Origin of the sequence: Echinimonas agarilytica, from assembly GCF_023703465.1 — a bacterium.
In the GTDB taxonomy this organism is placed as follows: domain Bacteria; phylum Pseudomonadota; class Gammaproteobacteria; order Enterobacterales; family Neiellaceae; genus Echinimonas; species Echinimonas agarilytica.
Genome location: NZ_JAMQGP010000001.1, coordinates 946,965 through 965,655, shown reverse-complemented (window position 1 = coordinate 965,655; position 18,691 = coordinate 946,965). Strand labels below are relative to the sequence as shown.

Below are 18,691 nucleotides of genomic sequence, written 5' to 3'. Positions count from 1 at the left end.
GCGGTGGCGAGGAGCGCAATCGCCTCTTGGGCAACAGTCCCAATTCGGCATTACTGAGTTCAGTGTAACAGCTTAAACTACGTAGTTCACAATCAAGATGATGCTGTATGCCTGTTTTATTTAAAAAAATACCGGTTTAATCTGGGGCACGCGAATTCAACGAACACGACTGGTAACTCAGCAACAGCTGCTCTAGGGGGATTGGAGGACAAAACAAGTACCCTTGGAGACGATGATTGCCCAACTGCTGCACCAATTTAAGTTGCGTTTCAGTTTCAATACCTTCGACTGTCACATTCAATTTCAGAGCTTCTGCGGCACGAATTAAGCTGTCCATCAAAATACGAACCGTTTCTAACTCAATTTCATCTGTAAAACTTTTGTCGACCTTGAGTGTATTAATGGGAAATGAATTGAGCTGTTTGATCGAAGTATAGCCGGTCCCAAAATCATCAATGGCAAGTGAGATGCCTAGGTTAGACCAATCTTTCATCACTTGAGCCGACACCTGATTCCATTCGAGGTGAAACGTTTCTGTCACCTCAAGCTCAATATTCTTCAGGTATTTTCGATATTGATCGACCTGAGGTCTGAGGAACTCAGTAAAGCCATTATCTTTTAGCTCGGCCGCGGATACATTCACGGACAACACAAAATTGTTGCCAAACTGACCAATTAAGTCGGGCAGTGATGAGAAGCAGTTTTTAATCACCCACCGATCAATAATGCCATATTGGCCGCACGCTTCAGCGATAGGAATAAACTCCGAGGGCATCACTGCACCCAGTTTTTTGGAATCCCAACGAAGTAAAGCCTCTGCACCAACCACGGTACTCAGGTCATCACCACTAAAAACTGGCATGTAACGCAACGAGAGTTCACCTAACAATGATTCGCTACGAAGCGCATTTTCTAAGTCTTTGCGGCGCTGTAAAGAATCCGCCATTTTTTTAGAAAACAATTGATATTGGTTTTTACCATTTTGCTTCGCTTGGTACATTGCAGCGTCAGCGTTAGACAGCAATGTGCCTGCATCAAGCGCGTCTTGTGGATAAGTAGCAATACCGATACTCGCTCGAACTGGCAGGTTGAGATGATCAAGCTTAAAGCCCCCACTGAAGAGCTCAATGATATGGTTTGCAAATCCCTTGGCATGCCAGTTTTCTGACGCTGAAACAACCATAATTGCAAACTCATCACCGGCCAAACGAGCAATACGAATCATCGATGGCATCGCTAATTTGTGTTCATATCGATCCACAATCAGTGACAACTGTTTTGAAAATTTGATCAATAAATCGTCGCCAACACGATGTCCAAAGCGGTCATTTACAAATTTAAAATTGTCTAAATCGATAAATAATAAGGTCGCGGTTAATTGATTAGAATCCGCATATGTTAGACCCGCTTGAACTTGTTGCGCGAAGCTTAAACGATTAGGTAACTTGGTGAGGCTATCGGTCAGTGCGAGTTCATTCGCTTCTGCATGCGCTTGCTTTAACTTTCTGAACATTCGAATGAAGGCATGCTTAAGCGAGTAGAGTTCGCTCACATCATCTGCTTTACTCATCCGAAGTGTATCAAGTTTGTCGGACCGAATTGCTTTCTCTAGCGCTTGAATGGGCGCAACTACCGCAATACGCAGCAGTAATGATGTGATCATGAGCGTGACCAACATAACCCCAGCAAACAGAAACATCACATTGCGCATGACCACTAGCATTTCGTCGGTAAGCAATGCCGATGAAATAAACAGATTCAGATGATGTCCGTCGATCAAAGGCTGACTCAAAATCATACCGGGATTTTCGATCGCCAATTCCGGTTGACGATCAAAAGCAAGCGCTTCGTGACCATATCGCTCAATCACATTATGTATGGCTTGATTGATCATGTAACTCGACAACACTTGAGCAACAATCACGCTGTCTTCGTTTTGTGAAGGCAGTGGAGCTCGTAACGACAATGGGTCGATTCTACTTAATGCAATCATCCTATATTCGCCCTTGGTCGAATATAAGAACACATCTCGCTCCATAGATGAGTCGGCAAACCGCTTAAATAGCATACGCTCTTCGGTTAAGTGCTCAACGAAAGGATCCATGGATGTTTCAACCATGACATTGGTATTGTGCTCAGAGTCCAACACGACCAAAGCGTAATACATGTCTTCGTTGCTCGACATCATTTTAACGATATGTTCGCTAGCCCGTTGACTTGCAAGTGACCAAATTTGTTCTTGAGTGTTTTGGATAAAAGAAACAAACACCGTCGATTGCAACAATGCCTGCTCAACACCAATAAGGTGATCTTGGGACTGTTGTACACTGGCACTAATATTCGCCAACGCATATTCTGCTCGGGCCCTTTCTAAATCTTGAATAGCGTCTTTACGTTGCTGAAAAAACAACAATGCAATCCCGAAGAAAGCGATAAGCAGCGGCGGCAATAAAGCAATGAGAGCGCGTCTACTGAGTGGCATGATATTTCTCCAATGCACTCAAAATTCGACTTCTTAAATTAATAGCTTCTATAGTGGCAGGCTCATATGGCTGAGTTTTTGCCATTTGTTCGGGTGTTAAAAAGATATCAGCGCTCTTTCGATATTCCTCTGTTGTCAGAGGAAGGGCACTCATATTAGGCGTTGCCGTATAGGTGAAATCTGCATTTTTTGCCGCATTTTCAGGGCGTTGAATAAAATTTAAAAATTGTTTTGCCACCCTTTTATTATTCGAATTTTTACCAATCACAAAACAGTCTATCCAACGTAAAGTGCCTTCAGATGGAATTAAATAGTTCCATTCAGGCTGCCCCACCATTGAACTTAGTACATGCTGATCTCCGGAATATGCCAGAGCCACATACAATTCATCAGCCCGTGGGTGACTCTGAATAAAGGTCAATACATAATCTAAGGTGAGTACGTCGGACAACCATTTTTTTGTAAGCTCAAATGCTTCTCGAAGCTCATTCCGATCGTTACTACTTACTGAGTATTTCAATGAAATCAAGGCAGGAATGAGTGTGTCGAACAAATCAACATGTCCACCGATATGCTGACGTAGCTCGGCCGGTGGGTTCAAAAACTTTTGCCAGCTGTTGATGGTTTCAGGATCCACAATATCTGGGCGATAGACAATTCCCAATGTGCCCCAGCTGAATGCCACACCGTAATGAGAGTCGTTTTTCGAGCAAGCTTGTTGAATGTCTGAACTTAAAAAAGTCAAATTTGGGACTTCGTCGGTCGAGATCTCCTCAAGACGATCGCCCGCAGCATATAAGTGCAAGTGTTGTGAATCCATGAGCACAACATCAATCTGACGTCCGGCTTGGGATGCTAAAATTTGGTCACGTATTTCATCTGAATCAAAATACGCCACTTTAACATCTACATCATATTCTAACTCGAAGCGTTCGATCATATCGGTGTCCATATAAGCTTCCCAAGTTAAGATATTGAGAGACTCTTGGGCATTCGATAATGACGGTACTAACAATAAGAAAATGCTGAACAATTGACAGATATGGGATTTCATCCGTGTTATTCCCATGCGCATTGAGCTGCTCCTTTTCACAATTCCATTGACCAGCCCGTAACGCTGAGATTTGATAATAACGAATTAAGCTTCAAGTACCAATTTTTTAGTAGGTTCAGTTATTTGTTTACATTAAAAAAAACGGCTCATAAAGAGCCGTTTTTTAATTTTAAGATTTAGCACTTATGGTTTAAACAACACCGTAACTGAAGCATCAACTTCAGATTCATCGATGTATCCAACAGCACCTGGTGTTGCTGCCACAGCAGCTTTCATTGCAGCCGTTGAGCCTTGCTCTGATGGCGCAGTTGCTTTGCCTGTAAAGACCAAACGCGACCAGTACGACTTGAGCTGTGATTCGCTTTTACCTGTCACTTTACTGTGAAACTCTTGGCGCATTGGGTTGCCGTCTGGCAGTTCCATAATAGTCGCTTGCATACCCCCTGGCAGCGATTTTGACTTTCCTAAGTACAGAGCTTCAGCTTGTTTAGCATTCAAGGCATCACCCGTTGCAGGGTTACCAATCACAACCACACCCGCAAAAGCAGAACCACTTAATAGCATTGAGGCTACTGCCAATAATACTTTCTTATTCATGATCCACTCCTTAGAAAATTACGTCAAAGACAACTGAGTACAATGCAACATCATCAATTTTGATTGCATCCGGCGCAACGACAGGAATCGTACTACCACCACCGACTGGCAAAGCTACGCTATTGGCAGGGAATCCGCCAGATGTGTCACCAAAGTCGTCAACTAGCGTCGCATCAAACTTCACTGCCATACCTGCCGCAAAATCCCAACGCAAACCTAAGCTGTATGACATACGCTCAATATCAGCCGATGAGCGAATACCTGGAATTGGAATTGCGCGCTCATCATCATCTTGAGACTCTAAACCACTCACCATGACGTATGGGGTGAGGTCGTTGTAACGATACCCTGCTGAAACATAGTAAGAATCGGTATCTGGGTACAAGCCATCAACTTCAATGCGGGTCCATTCCCCCATGACCACCCAGTCACCATTGTCCCAACCAGCACCAAAACCTAAGAATGTGCCATCTGCGCCATCAACAATAGAGCTTTCTGATTCTTCTTTAAGCTCGGAGGTTGCATAAGAAGTTCGGAAATTGAAATCAGACCAATCTAACTCTACCGCCAAACCTAGAATATTATCTACATCGGTATCATTTTCTAAGTTGTCAGCTTCAATCGTTGTTTCACCCACAAAAGGTTGAAAAGTTAACGTGGTATCACCTAACGCCACTGGAATACGAAGGTCAAAACCATCGAGTGTTGAAATAGGCAATGATTCATAGACTTCAACAGACGGACGTGCAAATGAATATGCATATCCCACTTCTAAATAGTCAGACAACATGAATACTGGCGCACGCAAGCGACCGCCTCGAGCCGTTACACCATTATCAAACTGATAAGAGACGTAGGCCCACTCAAACTCTGGATCCCAGTCATCTTCGCCACGAGCAACGATTTGAACAACAGCTTGAGCCTTACTGTTAATATCAAATGAAACTTGTAAAGCTGCCATGCTATCGGGCGAGAAATGAACATCATCATCCTTATAACCGGCATAGCCTAAGTCTTCTGATGCTATGCCCATGCCCACAGAGGCGAAGCCATTAATATGAAAGCGATCAAGCGGATCTGCTGACTTCTGCTGAGCCTGTAAAACCGTCACTTGTTGTTCTAATTTTTTAATGCGCTCTTCATCTGAATCGGCAGCAAATGCCGACGTACCTAGCACCGCAGCAGCCACGCCAAGCGCTATCGCATGAACACGTGTTTTCATAATGTGTGTCTCTTATTAGTGTGTACCTAACGAGCCCCAAATACTGGGCTCAATGTTTAAATAAGTGCTAAACCTTGAACTGGTTTGTCACTTCATGAAGCTTATTTGTAACTTCTCGTATCGTTTGGCTCACCTGATCAAGCTCAGATGTGCTTGTTATGGCTTCTCGTGCCATATTATGAATTTCTGAAACGTAGCCTTGGATAAGAACAGATGTTTGATGCTGTTCTTCTGTTGCTGATGCAATTTGGTCATTCACAACCGTAATCGCTGCAACTTTTTCTGTAATTTTATGCAATGACTGCCCGGCTGTGCCTGACTGCTCCACACTGCGGTTGGCCATGCTATTCCCGCGCTGCATCGCATCAACCGCATGCTTAGCGGTGCTTTGTAATTCTTCTAGAACTTGCTGAATTTCGTGGGTCGAGTCTTGTGTTCTTGACGCTAGGGTTCTAACTTCGTCGGCAACAACAGCAAAGCCACGGCCTTGTTCGCCCGCACGAGCTGCCTCGATTGCGGCATTCAGCGCTAATAGATTAGTCTGGTCAGCAATACCTCGTATCGCTTCGAGAATATCCCCCACATTGTTGGTGTAGTTTTCAAGTTTAGTAATGACCTCAGCGGTGGTTTCTACTTCTTTCGCCAAGTCATTAATTGCGTGAATGGTCGAATCCACAACTCCGCTACCAGACTGAGCCTCGTTATCGGCTTCTGTCGCAGCGCCAGAGGCTTCAGCGGCATGGTTTGCAATGTGTCGAACCGACTCAAACATCTCTTGTAACGCTTGACTGGTCTGTTCAATGGCATTTCCCTGTGAGGTAATTTGAGCATTAGTAGAAGCACTAGCCATGGATAATTGTTCGGCTATTTTACTCAGCTCTCCAATGGTCGAGATCGCACTGGTAATATTGCTTTGCATTTTTTCTAGGAACAAGTTGAAGAAGTGAACAAGCTCGGCAAGCTCATCACGCCCCACGTAGTTAATACGAACCGTTAAATCGCCATCTCCTTCTGCAATTTCTTGCAGTGAATGAGTGACTCTAGAAACCGAAGAGCTGATTTGCCCGCTAATTAAATACGTAATGGCAGCAATAAGAATAATCGCAACGACGCCAATCACTAACATCATATCGAGTGTGGCTTGGCCATCTTCTCTGAGTTGATTGACTAAATTATCAAAACCAATTTTTGAGCCATTTTGAAATTCGTCGAGCTCTTTACTCAGTTCTTCAAGCTGCGCAGCCGTTGCTGCGGCTTGCGCTCCAATCTTTGAAAAGTCAGCCGTGCCATCAATCATTGACTGAGCAATATTCCGCGAGGCCACATAATAATCATCGGCGTGTTGCGAGATTTGACTCAGTTCTTGAGCCTTATGGGGAATGGTCTTTTTCTGGCTATCAATTGAGTCTATCAACTGCTTGAATTGCTCATCCGTCACCGCTAGAAAATCTTCATCTGCAATAGTCACTGCAGTATTAAGGCCTTCTGAAATACGATCAAGCTGCACATTATTGAATGATGCCCGTTCCAAAACTGGGTAATAAACATTCTGTACTTCAAGGACTTGTTTGTTAGATGCGTTAATGGATGATGCTCCCATTAATAGCAGACTAATAAATCCAATCAATGCAACGACGCTGATCAAAAGCACTTTTTGACGTATTGACAGGTAATTCAAAAATGACATGCGCAGTACTTCCAGAGTTCAAATTTGTTTTATAAATGTAATTTTCGGCAATTTCTAGAAAAACTTAAGTCATAACGTTTAGTTTTACTCACTAATCAACTGAACTAACGAGTTTTTTAATCAAAAAACTAGTGCCATTTAACTCCTAAAGCATAGCTCAAAAAAACAAACAGCCCAGTAAAACTCCCTTCATATGTGAATCGCCCCGGAATGTTCGCTAATCATTGGATAAAAAAAAGGAGCCAAAGCTCCTTTTCTGTTTTTTCACATTGCGTTAACAACGATTAGGATTTAAATAGCGACTCCACCGACAAGCCATTTTTACCTAGCACATCTCGAAGTCGTCGAAGCGCTTCCACTTGGATTTGGCGAACTCGCTCACGCGTCAAACCAATTTCAGAGCCAACGTCTTCCAAGGTTGACGGCTCATATCCGAGAAGACCAAAGCGTCGAGCTAAGACTTCGCGTTGTTTCGGGTTCAGATCCTCAAGCCACTTCACAATATTTTGTTGCATATCAGAATCTTGTAGGCGTTCTTCAGGCCCACTATCATTCTCATCAGCAATGACATCCAGTAGCGCTTTGTCGTTTCCTCCGCCAATCGGCGTGTCCACTGAGCTGATCTTTTCATTGAGACGCAGCATGCGGCTGACATCTTCAACTGGCTTATCCAGTTTTAAAGCAATTTCTTCTGCTGTTGGCTCGTGATCAAGGCTTTGCGCAAGCTCTCGAGCCGTTCTCAAATACACGTTTAATTCTTTAACCACATGAATGGGCAAGCGAATTGTGCGCGTTTGGTTCATGATGGCGCGTTCTATAGTCTGACGAATCCACCAAGTGGCATATGTTGAAAATCGAAAACCGCGCTCTGGATCGAATTTTTCGACCGCGCGAATTAAACCAAGATTTCCCTCTTCTATGAGGTCAAGAAGAGTGAGGCCTCGATTGTTGTACCTACGAGCAATTTTAACCACTAAGCGCAAGTTACTTTCGATCATGCGTTTGCGCGCTCTTTCATCACCTTTTAAGGCACGGCGGGCAAAGAAGACTTCTTCTTGAGCTGTTAGAAGTGGAGAAAATCCTATTTCACTGAGGTAAAGTTGAGTGGCATCTAAATTTTTCTGTAAATCTTTTTGCGTGACTTTTTCGCTCACTAAAGAGTTACGGCTGTTGGTTCTTTTATTTTTTGGCTGTGCATTGAGTTCTGAAATCATGTCTTCAGAATCAATTTCTGCAATTGGCGTTTCCTGCGTCATCACCTGTCTCCCAAACAGTGTATTCCCTATTATTCATCGCGCTTACCTGCGCTGCAGCATTTTCTAGATTGAGCCTCTACTGGGTAAATACCTCAAAGGATCAACCGGTTGCCCTTTTCGACGAATTTCGAAGTGCAACATCACCTTTTTTGTCCCTGTACTGCCCATATTCGCGACTAGCTGTCCTGCTTTCACCCACTGTCCTTCTGCTACACGAAGACTACTGTTGTGAGCGTAGGCACTGAGAAAATCGTCGGAGTGTTTGATAATGATGAGTTCACCATAACCACGTAATCCGGAACCTGCGTACACCACTTTTCCCTCAGCTGCGGCTGTAATTGCTTGACCAAACTGACCTTCGATATCAATGCCTTTAGACCCGGTTTGAGAAGCTGAGAATTGACTTGTCAACTTCCCTTTTGTGGGCCAGTGCCATTGGACTACCTTCCCAGTCAGCGTTGGTTCGGCTTGAGCAATCGCGCCGTTTTTTTGACCAGCTTGTTTTTGACGATATCCCTGAGACGGTTTGGAGTCAATGGCTTTTTTATGACCATCGTCTACCTTTTTTTGTGTGGCTATCGAACTATTTGAAACTAATGGTTTTTGTTTGAGTCTCGGTGTTTTTTGGGGCGAGGTTTTTAAGTTTAAAGTCTGCCCTTTGTATATTGTATACGGCTTAGGTATATCGTTTATTTCCGCCAACTTACGGTAATCTTGACCGGTCTGCCACGCAATAGAAAACAGTGTATCCCCAGACTGCACCTTGTATTGAGAGCCTGCGATGGTCGCTCGATTATAATCGCTGTAATCTTTTCCAACAGTGCGAACTGGCGCAGGTTTTGTGGGTGTGCTTGAACACGCCACTAGCCCACCGCACACAATTGCCAGAATCAAATTACAAATAATACGCGTCAAGAGACCAACCTAATGTAGCTAATGTTTCACAATGAAATACAGAGCGACCACAGCAACGACAACCAGCCATCCCAAATATTCCACGTATTCACGGAGTTTATCTTCCATCGCTTTGCCGCCCCAAACCATGAGCCCAGCAACCAAGAAGAAACGAAGACCTCGTCCGATAGCCGAGGCAATCATAAATGGCAAAAATGCCATTTGCAGCAATCCTGCGCTCACCGTAAACACTTTATATGGAATGGGTGAAAAGCCAGCCACGAACACAATCCAAACGCCATACTCTTTAAACCATGCCATACCATGTTCAAACTTTTCGGTATACCCCATTGATTCAATTACGGGCGCAACCACAGGTTCAAACAGCAATGCTCCTAACCAATAACCGAACGCCCCTCCTATCACGGACGCAACCGTTGTAATCAATGCAAAGCGCCAAGCTTTCTTCACGTTTGCCAGTGCCATAGGAGCCAACATCACATCGGGTGGAATAGGGAAAATAACGGATTCAGTAAAACTCAAAACTGCAAGATATACAGGTGCCAAGCGATGCTTTGTTTTTTCCATCACCCAATCGTACATCCCTGTGAAAATCTTCATGCTAAATCTCCGGGCACTAATGGTACAAAACGTACCGCCTCTATTTGTTGTTGTTTGATATTGTCGCCATCGCGTTCGAAAACATATAGCTGTTGCTGATCGTCTCCTACGGGAATAACAAGCCTCCCACCATCATTGAGTTGTTCAAGCAATGCTGCTGGCACATCTGTGGCCGCTGCAGTCACAATAATGGCGTCAAAGGGGCCTTTAGTTGACCACCCTTGCCAACCATCACCGTGACGCATCGAGACACCATGAATGTCTAGTTGCGCTAATCTGCGGCGAGCTTGCCACTGTAAAGAAGCTATTCGTTCCACGCTATAAACCTTAAGGCCTAAGGTCGCAAGTACGGCTGTTTGATATCCAGACCCCGTACCAATCTCCAAAATCGACGAAGGTTGCTTATCTGCTAACAACAATTCCGTCATGCGGGCCACGATATACGGTTGAGAGATAGTTTGGCCCTGACCAATCGGTAATGCGGTATTTTCGTAAGCTTTATGCCCAAGCGTTGCCTCAACAAAGCGTTCTCTGGGAATGCTGGCGATCGCTTTTAATACCTGCTGGTCTTTAATGCCTTGCTCGTGCAATAAATTGGCTAAACGTAATCCACTTTTAGACATCATATTCATTTCATTCATGTATTAGCGACAGTCCTTGTGCCCAACGATCAAGTCCCTCAAGCTGATGATGCGCGGTTAAATCAACCTTTATCGGAGAGATTGACACATAGCCTTCTGCAACAGCGTAGAAGTCGGTTCCCTCTCCGGCATCGGCCGTTTCCCCAACAGGACCGAGCCAGAAAATTTCTCGCCCGGCAGGATCTTGAGTTCGTAGCATTTTCTCGGCCCTATGACGACTTCCCAAGCGTGTTACTTTCACGCCTTTGAGTTCCTCGTAAGGTAAATCAGGTACATTCACATTCAAAATTTGATCCGCGTCGAGCGGCACGTCTTTTAACCGCGCAACAATATCTGCGGCAATGCGAGCCGCACTTTCAAAGTGCTTTGGATTGCGACCATACTGCGATACGGCAATTGCTGGCAGCCCCAAAAATCGGCCTTCAGTCGCCGCAGCTACTGTTCCAGAATAAATGACATCATCCCCCAAATTAGCTCCATGGTTAATACCACTGACAACGAGATCCGGCAACGGGTTAAGCAATTCATTAATGGCTAAATGAACACAATCGGTTGGCGTACCTTTGACTGATATAAAACCATTCTCCACTGTTTGGATTCTTAAGGGGTTCTCCAATGTCAGTGAGTTCGATGCCCCGCTACAATTTCTATCGGGTGCAACAACCGTCACCGCCGCGATTTTACTTAATGCAGCGTGCAGCGCTTTAATGCCATCCGCATGCACGCCATCGTCGTTACTAATCAGAATGTGCATGTAATGCTTCTCCAGATATATCTTTATAATCAACTAATTCGCGTAAAATACTGGTGGCAAAGCTACCTGATGGCAAGACAAATCCCACCACAATATCGTTGCCTTCGGCATTGATACTGCACGACTCAGGTTTCAATTGTATGGGTCGGAAGGCCAAACGCGCTCGAACGCTTTTTAAACCTTCGATTAAGGTAGGGTGTTTTGAAGTCACTTCAGCAACAAGCTCTGCATAGTCTGCAACCAATGGGTCTCGCCCTTCTCCCCACAACGGGGCAGTAAGCTGAATGTCGCCCGAATTCAGCCGATCGACCAAATCATCCTCACCCTTTTGTTCAAAAGTACTATTCGAGCCTGATAACATCATGATGTCACCTGGAATCAAACGGTCGAATATACCTTGATCTAAGCGACGGCTAACTATCTCATTGAACATAAGTGAACGAACAGAAGAAATATAAATGCTTTGCAACGGCCGTTTGACACGCTGCCCGGCAAACATCCGTTCAGCTTTGGCAATATTTCCGCCATTAATCCCGAAGCGCTGCTCACCGAAATAGTTAGGTACGCCTTGCACTATGCTATGCCAACGCTGTTCTACCGAGGCGACATCGCTAACATTTCTAAGACGAAGCTCAAATCGATTCGCAGCTAACACCGCTGAGCGCAGCTTTTGGCTGTGTCGCTGCGCTGACAACACGATTACCTCTTCGTCATTTAACAACTCAACATCGGGTGTTTCACGACCCGGCATTTGGACAGAAAACCATTGTTCTGTCACCGCGTGGCGGTCTTTAAGGCCCGCATAACTCACTTGTTTTTCTGGCACTCCAGCCCACTTCGCTAAACGCTTAGCTAAGAACTGGGTGTTCATGCCTTGTTTGCGAATATTCATCCAAACATGCTCGCCTTCGCCGTCAGGCTGAACACGAATCATCTCTTGGACTTTGAAGTCTGCAGGTTCAGTACGAATGTGTGCTGTGTGTTCGGGCTGACCAAACCGGTAAGAAAACTGATTCATCATCGTTGGAGTACTACGACAGCGTGCGCTGCGATCCCTTCTTTTCGGCCGGTGTATCCGAGTTTTTCGGTGGTGGTGGCTTTGACATTAATTTGATTCGATTCCGCTTTTAAATCATCAGCTAAACAGGCTTGCATTGCTTCGATATGCGGTGCCATCTTAGGAGCCTGAGCCACAATCGTGGCATCTAAATTCCCTAAAACATAGCCGCGCTGCTCAGCCAATTCATAACAATGGCGCAACAACTCGCGGCTGTCGGCTCCTTTAAAAGTATCATCCGTATCGGGAAAGTGTCGGCCGATATCACCCAACGCCATTGCTCCGAGTATTGCATCGCATACGGCATGAATCAGCACATCACCATCAGAGTGAGCTATGAGCCCCACCTCGGACTCAATGGCAGTGCCACCGATAATAATGGGACCTTGGCCGCCAAATTTATGAACATCAAAGCCATGACCGATACGAATCATATGAATTCCTGTTGAGTTTTCTGATCCAAATAAAACTTGGCCAGTACTAAATCTTCTGGGTGAGTAATTTTAATATTGTCTGCGTGTCCTTCAACCACAATATGCGACTGATTTGCCCATTCAAATGCAGATGCTTCGTCGGTAATAATGGCTCCGTCAGCGAGACCTTCCGATAACACCTTAGTGAGCGCAGTCGCAGGGAATAACTGAGGAGTTTGAGCATGCCAAAGCTGTTCCCGATCCACAGTATGCTCAACGCGCTCACCAGTCGTGCGCTTCATGGTGTCACGAACAGGAACGGCCAATATGCCTCCAACATGAGCGGTGTTGTTCACTATTTTTTCGATCAGCAAGTTCAAATCGGCCGAACGAAGGCAAGGGCGAGCAGCATCATGCACAAGTACCCAATGTGCATTTAAAAATGTCAGCGCATAGGTTGCGCCGGACAATACCGAATCCGCTCGTTCACAGCCGCCAGACACACGATAAACGGGTTTATCGGATTGCCATTGAATATCATCAAAATATGGGTCGTCATCAGACACTGCAACAACAGCAGCTTGCACTCGGTCATTTTCCAACAAACGCTCAACACTATGTTGAAGCACTGTTTTACCCGCTATTTGTAGATATTGTTTCGGACGGTCAGCTTGCATACGAGCCCCTACACCTGCAGCTGGAACAACTGCAACAATTGGCTCATTCTCTTTCATTATTGGGGGTTCCGGTTGATTGTCGCAGGCGGTAAAACACCTCACCTTGCTGGATCATACCCAGTTCATTTCGCGCTCTCTCTTCGACCGCGTCAGTTCCTGATTTAAGACCATTAATTTCTTGAAGCAGTAATTCGTTTTGTTTCATCAACACTTCATTACTGAGTTTTTGAGATTCAACAGATTCTGACAACTCGACATAGTCAGCGACACTATTGTCACCAAACCATAATCGGTGCTGGAGCAGCAAAAAAATGATTAGCAGTATTGGAGTTACCAGACGCATAGTCACATTCAGTCAGAAAGTCTGTGTGTCATTATGCGGTGTATCGACTATTGTGCCAATAAAAAAAGCCGCCCGAGTTTCCTCGGGCGGCTTTCATGGAACTAAAAAGAGAAGCTTACGCTTGGCCTTTTACTTCTTTCAAACCGTTGAAAGGTGCTTTAGAACCTAAAGCTTCTTCGATACGGATTAATTGGTTGTACTTAGCAACACGATCAGAACGGCTCATAGAACCTGTTTTGATTTGGCCAGCTGCTGTACCTACTGCCAAGTCAGCAATAGTTGCATCTTCAGTTTCACCTGAACGATGAGAGATGACAGCCGTGTAGCCAGCGTCTTTCGCCATTTTGATTGCAGCAAGTGTCTCAGTCAAAGAACCGATTTGGTTGAATTTGATCAAGATAGAGTTAGCCACACCTTTGTCGATACCTTCTTGAAGGATTTTAGTGTTCGTTACGAACAAGTCATCACCGACAAGTTGAAGCTTATCGCCCAACAATTCTGTTTGGTGCTTGAAGCCATCCCAGTCAGATTCGTCTAGACCGTCTTCAATAGAAACGATTGGGAATTGGTTCGCTAAGTCAGCAAGGTAGTGGTTAAACTCTTCTGAAGTGAAGATTTTACCTTCGCCTTTCATATTGTAGTTGCCTGCTTCTTTGTCATAGAACTCAGATGCAGCACAATCCATCGCGAGCGTTACGTCTTTACCTAATACGTAACCTGCTGCTTCAACCGCTTCTTTAATCGCAGCAAGTGCAGCAGCGTTAGACTCTAGGTTAGGGGCGAAGCCACCTTCGTCACCAACTGCAGTGCTCAAGCCTTTTGCTTTTAATACTTTGGCAAGGTTGTGGAATACTTCAGCGCCGATACGCAAACCTTCTTTCAAAGTAGAAGCGCCTACTGGCTGAATCATAAATTCTTGGATATCAACGTTGTTATCTGCATGCTCACCACCATTGATGATGTTCATCATTGGAAGAGGCATAGAGAATTGACCCGCTGTACCGTTCAACTCAGCAATGTGCTCGTATAAAGGCATGCCTTTTGATGCTGCAGCAGCTTTAGCATTCGCCAAAGAAACAGCTAGAATCGCGTTTGCGCCAAATTTAGATTTATTTTCTGTACCATCAAGATCAAGCATAACTTGGTCAACAGCGGCTTGGTCTTTAGCATCTTTACCTACCAAAGCGCCCGCGATTGGGCCATTTACAGCTTCCACTGCTTTAAGAACACCTTTGCCCAAGAAACGAGCTTTATCACCATCACGTAATTCCAACGCTTCGCGCGAACCAGTTGATGCTCCAGATGGCGCTGCTGCCATACCGATAGAGCCATCTGCCAAATGTACTTCAGCTTCTACTGTTGGGTTTCCGCGAGAGTCGATAATTTCACGACCAATGATTTTTACGATGTCAGACATGGTATTTCCTCATGACAATATTTTATGAACTTGAATGTTAAGAACCGCAGCGTCCACTGCGGTTCGAAAATCAGGCGTCCTGAGAGTTTAGTTGGCGTTTTTGATACTCACCAGCCGCTTTAACAAAACCACTAAAAAGTGGATGTCCATCGCGAGGCGTTGAGGTGAATTCCGGGTGGAACTGACACGCAACAAACCAAGGATGCTCAGGTATTTCAATTATCTCTACTAACTTTTTATCTTCGCTCAACCCCGAAAACACTAACCCGGACTCTTTCAGTTGAGGTACAAAGTTGTTATTCACTTCATAACGGTGGCGATGCCGTTCACTTACCGTTGGGCCACCATAAATTTCTGCGGCTTTTGAGCCAGCTTCTAGATGGCAAAGCTGGCCACCTAAACGCATTGTTCCACCTAAATCGGCATCGTTGGCGCGTTGTTCTACATTACCGTCAGCGTCGAGCCATTCAGTAATCAAGCCCACAACAGGTGCTGGACTACTGGGTTCGAACTCGCTTGAATGCGCACCTTCTAGGCCAGCTACATTACGGGCATATTCAATGAGCGCCACTTGCATACCTAAACAAATACCAAGGTATGGAATGCCATTCTCACGGGCAAACTTGGCGGCTTGAATTTTACCTTCAACACCACGTTCGCCGAAACCGCCCGGTACAAGAATCGCGTCGATATTGTCGAGCACTTCTGCGCCTTTGCTTTCAACATCTTGCGAATCAATATACTTGATGGTGACGCTCAAACGATTTTTCAATCCACCGTGCTTTAACGCTTCGTTTACCGACTTATATGCATCTGGCAATGTAATGTATTTGCCTACCATACCAATGGTGATTTCACCCACTGGGTTGGCTTCTTCAAAAATGACCTGTTCCCATTCGCACAAATCGGCTTCGGGTACTTCGATTAAGAAGCGACGACAAATCAATTCATCCAAGCCTTGTGATTTTAACAAGCTTGGGATCTTGTAAATGCTGTCCAAATCTTTCAATGAGACAACTGCGCGCTCTTCAACATTAGTAAAGAGTGCAATTTTGCGACGCTCATTGGCAGGAATGACGCGATCAGAGCGACACACCAGAATATCAGGCTGAATACCAATAGAACGCAGCTCTTTCACCGAGTGCTGAGTTGGCTTGGTCTTGACCTCACCTGCGGCGGCCAAGTATGGCACCAAGGTTAAATGCATGAACATGGCGCGTTCGCGACCCAGTTCTACACCGAGCTGGCGAATTGCTTCGAGGAACGGCAATGACTCAATGTCACCAACTGTCCCGCCCACTTCAACAATCGCAACATCATGGCCTTCACCACCAGCAATCACACGTTCTTTGATGGCGTTAGTGATATGAGGGATAACTTGAATCGTAGCCCCCAAGTAATCGCCGCGACGTTCTTTACGTAACACATCGGCATAAACACGGCCTGTCGTAAAGTTATTGCGCTTTGAAGTTTTGGTGCGAATAAATCGCTCGTAATGGCCTAAATCAAGGTCAGTCTCTGCGCCATCTTCGGTCACAAATACTTCACCATGCTGAGTAGGGCTCATGGTGCCTGGATCGACGTTAATGTACGGATCCAGTTTCATGATCGTCACGTCGAGGCCTCTGGCCTCTAAAACTGCGCCAATCGATGCTGCCGCAATGCCTTTACCTAAGGATGAAACCACCCCACCAGTAACAAAAATATACCGAGTCGTCATGCTGAACCTGGAACAAAATTAGGAGTTATAAGTATGATCAAAGATCACGAAAAGACGGGGCGGCATTATACCAGCGCTACCTGATATAGACAAACTCAGATCACATTTCACCCGTCAGACATCTTGCACGTCAAGTCATAAAACAACCAATTTTCAATGCACGAATCTTAGCTGGGCTAGCGTTACAACTATTTGACTCACCGCAATAAAAGTACATTAATTTGAACTCCGTCATGTTTCTATACTTATAGTGGGCATTGTTAAAATTGGCGTTAATAAAAAGTAACTACTTACATTCACTGCAAGCAGCGTGTTTACCTGCTTCCCAGAGACCTACTTGAATGATTAAAATATAGTCAATGATTAGCAGGAGATCTCACGCTCACGTCAATTAATCAGTCCGTTATTTTGAATCAGCTGCAAAAATCTGAAGAAGATAAATTAGAACAGCAACGTTCAGGCAAAAAATCAATTCTGCTGCAGATGATGCTGCGGGGTTACTGATTGCGAACCGTCTATCGCAGAGCATCAGCGAAGCCGATTTTAGAAGCCAAGGTGCCAGTGACCAAATCAATCTCAAAAACACGAGCGAAGTCTATTTAGAAGGTGCAACCTCTGATGTGTTACGCGCCCAAGAACTCGTCGTACAAAGCACCAACCCGCTATACGACAGTTCCACGTTGCAATCTGAATTGGATTCAATCGTCGATTCGGTCAATCAAACCGCGCAGCAAGTGCTAGGTACCGATACTTTATTGCCAACGTTAAATGTATCGGCGGCCCCTGCTGATAACTTAAAAGCAATAGAAAGTGCAGCACAACATCTAGGCTCGGCAATTTCCCAGTTCGGAGCTGAGAGCAACGGTTTGTCGTCGCAAATTAACACTTATCAGATTCAAATAGAAAACAGCAGTGCCGCCCGAAGCCGCATTGAAGATACTGATTTTGCGCAAAGTACAACTGAGCTAGCGCAGATTAGAACACAACGCGAAACCTTGATAGAACTGCAAAAAGATGAGGACGAGCGCAAAGGCCGTGTCGTCAACCAGTTTATTTAGCGCAGAGCAATTTTAGCTTCATCCCACAGCGCGTCCATCTGTTCCAGACTAGCATTATTGAGAGTCATGCCTTTACGTTTTAGCTGTTGCTCAATATAGCTAAAGCGTTTGTAAAAAGACTGATTACTTGTGCGCAATGCTTGTTCTGGATCGACCTTTTGATGACGAGCGAGGTTCACCACTGAAAACAGCAGATCACCAATTTCAGCTTCAACTCGGTTTGGATCAATAGTCGCTTGCACCAATTCATCTTCAACCTCAGCAAGTTCCTCTCTGATTTTATCCAGAATGGGTTCTACACTGGGCCAATCAAAACCTGTCTTTGCCGCTTTCTTTTGCAACTTTAGCGCGCGAGTCAATGCGGGTAAGCCGACCGTTACAGCGTCTAAGATGGAGTTCTGCGGATCTCCCTTGGCTTCTCGTTCTTGCTGCTTTTGCGCTTCCCAATTCGCATTTACTTGAGCTTCGTTGTCAAAGCTTTTTTCGCCAAATACATGGGGATGACGGCGAACCATTTTTTGGTTAATCCCTTCCACCACATCATCAAAATTAAACAAGCCCTGCTCTTGCGCCATTTGAGCATGGAAAACCACTTGCAACAGCAAATCACCAAGTTCAAGTTTGAGTTCATCCAGATCATTGCGCTCAATGGCATCAGCCACTTCATAGGCTTCTTCAATGGTGTATGGCGCAATGGTGGCAAAATTCTGCTTTATATCCCAAGGGCACCCTGTATTCGGGTCTCGTAATCGAGCCATAATATCTAACAGCTCATTCAATTTGTTCACTTCTGACATC

General features: G+C 45.0%; 18 protein-coding genes. 1 reads left to right on the top strand and 17 read right to left on the bottom strand.

Translation table 11 applies throughout. The features are described from left to right. Positions 1-136 precede the first annotated feature (136 nt). The 16 genes from NAF29_RS04045 to pyrG form a co-directional block, all read right to left on the bottom strand. Positions 137-2,482 (bottom strand): putative bifunctional diguanylate cyclase/phosphodiesterase, encoded by a 2,346-nt coding sequence (locus tag NAF29_RS04045; protein WP_251260195.1) that lies wholly within the window; start codon positions 2,480-2,482, stop codon positions 137-139. Beyond that, positions 2,469-3,536, bottom strand: a complete 1,068-nt coding sequence (locus NAF29_RS04040; protein ID WP_251260194.1) for a polyamine ABC transporter substrate-binding protein — start codon at positions 3,534-3,536, stop codon at positions 2,469-2,471. Before NAF29_RS04040 ends, NAF29_RS04045 begins: the two co-directional genes overlap by 14 nt. Before the next feature lie 183 nt (positions 3,537-3,719). Further along, positions 3,720-4,133 (bottom strand): phosphate ABC transporter substrate-binding protein, encoded by a 414-nt coding sequence (locus NAF29_RS04035; RefSeq protein WP_251260193.1) that lies wholly within the window; start codon positions 4,131-4,133, stop codon positions 3,720-3,722. 10 nt (positions 4,134-4,143) lie between these two features. After that, entirely contained in the window at positions 4,144-5,355 is a 1,212-nt protein-coding gene (locus tag NAF29_RS04030; protein WP_251260192.1) for a porin, read from the bottom strand. 67 nt (positions 5,356-5,422) lie between these two features. Continuing rightward, positions 5,423-7,042 carry a methyl-accepting chemotaxis protein gene (locus tag NAF29_RS04025; protein WP_251260191.1) on the bottom strand — a complete coding sequence of 540 codons (1,620 nt, stop codon included), beginning with the start codon at positions 7,040-7,042 and terminating at the stop codon, positions 5,423-5,425. Positions 7,043-7,326: 284 nt separating this feature from the next. Next, a complete protein-coding gene (rpoS, locus tag NAF29_RS04020) occupies positions 7,327-8,298 on the bottom strand; it encodes an RNA polymerase sigma factor RpoS (RefSeq protein ID WP_285817556.1) in 972 nt (323 codons plus the stop codon). Positions 8,299-8,361: 63 nt separating this feature from the next. Then, the gene (locus tag NAF29_RS04015) at positions 8,362-9,213 is read right to left on the bottom strand and encodes a peptidoglycan DD-metalloendopeptidase family protein (RefSeq protein ID WP_251260190.1); all 852 of its coding nucleotides are present in this window, start codon (positions 9,211-9,213) and stop codon (positions 8,362-8,364) included. 18 nt (positions 9,214-9,231) lie between these two features. Beyond that, positions 9,232-9,813, bottom strand: coding sequence for a YqaA family protein (locus NAF29_RS04010; protein WP_251260189.1), 582 nt, complete (start codon positions 9,811-9,813; stop codon positions 9,232-9,234). Continuing rightward, a complete protein-coding gene (locus tag NAF29_RS04005; RefSeq protein WP_285817596.1) occupies positions 9,810-10,445 on the bottom strand; it encodes a protein-L-isoaspartate(D-aspartate) O-methyltransferase in 636 nt (211 codons plus the stop codon). Before NAF29_RS04005 ends, NAF29_RS04010 begins: the two co-directional genes overlap by 4 nt. 1 nt (position 10,446) lies before the next feature. Continuing rightward, a complete protein-coding gene (surE, locus tag NAF29_RS04000; RefSeq protein WP_251260188.1) occupies positions 10,447-11,208 on the bottom strand; it encodes a 5'/3'-nucleotidase SurE in 762 nt (253 codons plus the stop codon). Next, positions 11,192-12,229, bottom strand: coding sequence for a tRNA pseudouridine(13) synthase TruD (gene truD, locus NAF29_RS03995; RefSeq protein ID WP_251260187.1), 1,038 nt, complete (start codon positions 12,227-12,229; stop codon positions 11,192-11,194). The genes surE and truD overlap by 17 nt, the downstream gene beginning before the upstream one ends. Beyond that, positions 12,226-12,699 carry a 2-C-methyl-D-erythritol 2,4-cyclodiphosphate synthase gene (ispF, locus tag NAF29_RS03990; protein WP_251260186.1) on the bottom strand — a complete coding sequence of 158 codons (474 nt, stop codon included), beginning with the start codon at positions 12,697-12,699 and terminating at the stop codon, positions 12,226-12,228. Before ispF ends, truD begins: the two co-directional genes overlap by 4 nt. Then, positions 12,696-13,412, bottom strand: a complete 717-nt coding sequence (gene ispD / locus NAF29_RS03985) for a 2-C-methyl-D-erythritol 4-phosphate cytidylyltransferase (RefSeq protein WP_251260185.1) — start codon at positions 13,410-13,412, stop codon at positions 12,696-12,698. Before ispD ends, ispF begins: the two co-directional genes overlap by 4 nt. Then, positions 13,399-13,698 (bottom strand): cell division protein FtsB, encoded by a 300-nt coding sequence (ftsB, locus tag NAF29_RS03980; RefSeq protein ID WP_251260184.1) that lies wholly within the window; start codon positions 13,696-13,698, stop codon positions 13,399-13,401. The genes ispD and ftsB overlap by 14 nt, the downstream gene beginning before the upstream one ends. 115 nt (positions 13,699-13,813) lie before the next feature. After that, the gene (gene eno / locus NAF29_RS03975) at positions 13,814-15,115 is read right to left on the bottom strand and encodes a phosphopyruvate hydratase (RefSeq protein WP_251260183.1); all 1,302 of its coding nucleotides are present in this window, start codon (positions 15,113-15,115) and stop codon (positions 13,814-13,816) included. Positions 15,116-15,185: 70 nt separating this feature from the next. Next, a complete protein-coding gene (gene pyrG, locus NAF29_RS03970) occupies positions 15,186-16,835 on the bottom strand; it encodes a CTP synthase (protein WP_251260182.1) in 1,650 nt (549 codons plus the stop codon). A gap of 440 nt (positions 16,836-17,275) precedes the next feature. Between pyrG and NAF29_RS18375 the strand changes: the two genes are divergently transcribed. Beyond that, positions 17,276-17,893, top strand: coding sequence for a flagellin (locus tag NAF29_RS18375; protein WP_349665552.1), 618 nt, complete (start codon positions 17,276-17,278; stop codon positions 17,891-17,893). On the opposite strand, the gene mazG is transcribed toward NAF29_RS18375, so the two are convergent. Next, a complete protein-coding gene (mazG, locus tag NAF29_RS03960) occupies positions 17,890-18,690 on the bottom strand; it encodes a nucleoside triphosphate pyrophosphohydrolase (RefSeq protein ID WP_251260181.1) in 801 nt (266 codons plus the stop codon). The two genes, NAF29_RS18375 and mazG, sit on opposite strands and share 4 nt — an antisense overlap. Position 18,691: the final 1 nt, after the last annotated feature.

What these genes read in the sequence shown, in the direction of transcription:
- NAF29_RS04035 (WP_251260193.1), bottom strand. Translation starts at nt 4,133, where the DNA reads ATGAATAAGAAAGTATTATTGGCAGTAGCCTCAATGCTATTAAGTGGT.
- truD (WP_251260187.1), bottom strand. Translation starts at nt 12,229, where the DNA reads ATGATGAATCAGTTTTCTTACCGGTTTGGTCAGCCCGAACACACAGCA.
- rpoS (WP_285817556.1), bottom strand. Translation starts at nt 8,298, where the DNA reads ATGACGCAGGAAACGCCAATTGCAGAAATTGATTCTGAAGACATGATT.
- mazG (WP_251260181.1), bottom strand. Translation starts at nt 18,690, where the DNA reads ATGTCAGAAGTGAACAAATTGAATGAGCTGTTAGATATTATGGCTCGA.
- NAF29_RS04045 (WP_251260195.1), bottom strand. Translation starts at nt 2,482, where the DNA reads ATGCCACTCAGTAGACGCGCTCTCATTGCTTTATTGCCGCCGCTGCTT.
- NAF29_RS04030 (WP_251260192.1), bottom strand. Translation starts at nt 5,355, where the DNA reads ATGAAAACACGTGTTCATGCGATAGCGCTTGGCGTGGCTGCTGCGGTG.
- eno (WP_251260183.1), bottom strand. Translation starts at nt 15,115, where the DNA reads ATGTCTGACATCGTAAAAATCATTGGTCGTGAAATTATCGACTCTCGC.
- NAF29_RS04005 (WP_285817596.1), bottom strand. Translation starts at nt 10,445, where the DNA reads ATGAATATGATGTCTAAAAGTGGATTACGTTTAGCCAATTTATTGCAC.
- surE (WP_251260188.1), bottom strand. Translation starts at nt 11,208, where the DNA reads ATGCACATTCTGATTAGTAACGACGATGGCGTGCATGCGGATGGCATT.
- ftsB (WP_251260184.1), bottom strand. Translation starts at nt 13,698, where the DNA reads ATGCGTCTGGTAACTCCAATACTGCTAATCATTTTTTTGCTGCTCCAG.
- NAF29_RS04040 (WP_251260194.1), bottom strand. Translation starts at nt 3,536, where the DNA reads ATGAAATCCCATATCTGTCAATTGTTCAGCATTTTCTTATTGTTAGTA.
- pyrG (WP_251260182.1), bottom strand. Translation starts at nt 16,835, where the DNA reads ATGACGACTCGGTATATTTTTGTTACTGGTGGGGTGGTTTCATCCTTA.
- NAF29_RS04025 (WP_251260191.1), bottom strand. Translation starts at nt 7,042, where the DNA reads ATGTCATTTTTGAATTACCTGTCAATACGTCAAAAAGTGCTTTTGATC.
- NAF29_RS04010 (WP_251260189.1), bottom strand. Translation starts at nt 9,813, where the DNA reads ATGAAGATTTTCACAGGGATGTACGATTGGGTGATGGAAAAAACAAAG.
- ispF (WP_251260186.1), bottom strand. Translation starts at nt 12,699, where the DNA reads ATGATTCGTATCGGTCATGGCTTTGATGTTCATAAATTTGGCGGCCAA.
- ispD (WP_251260185.1), bottom strand. Translation starts at nt 13,412, where the DNA reads ATGAAAGAGAATGAGCCAATTGTTGCAGTTGTTCCAGCTGCAGGTGTA.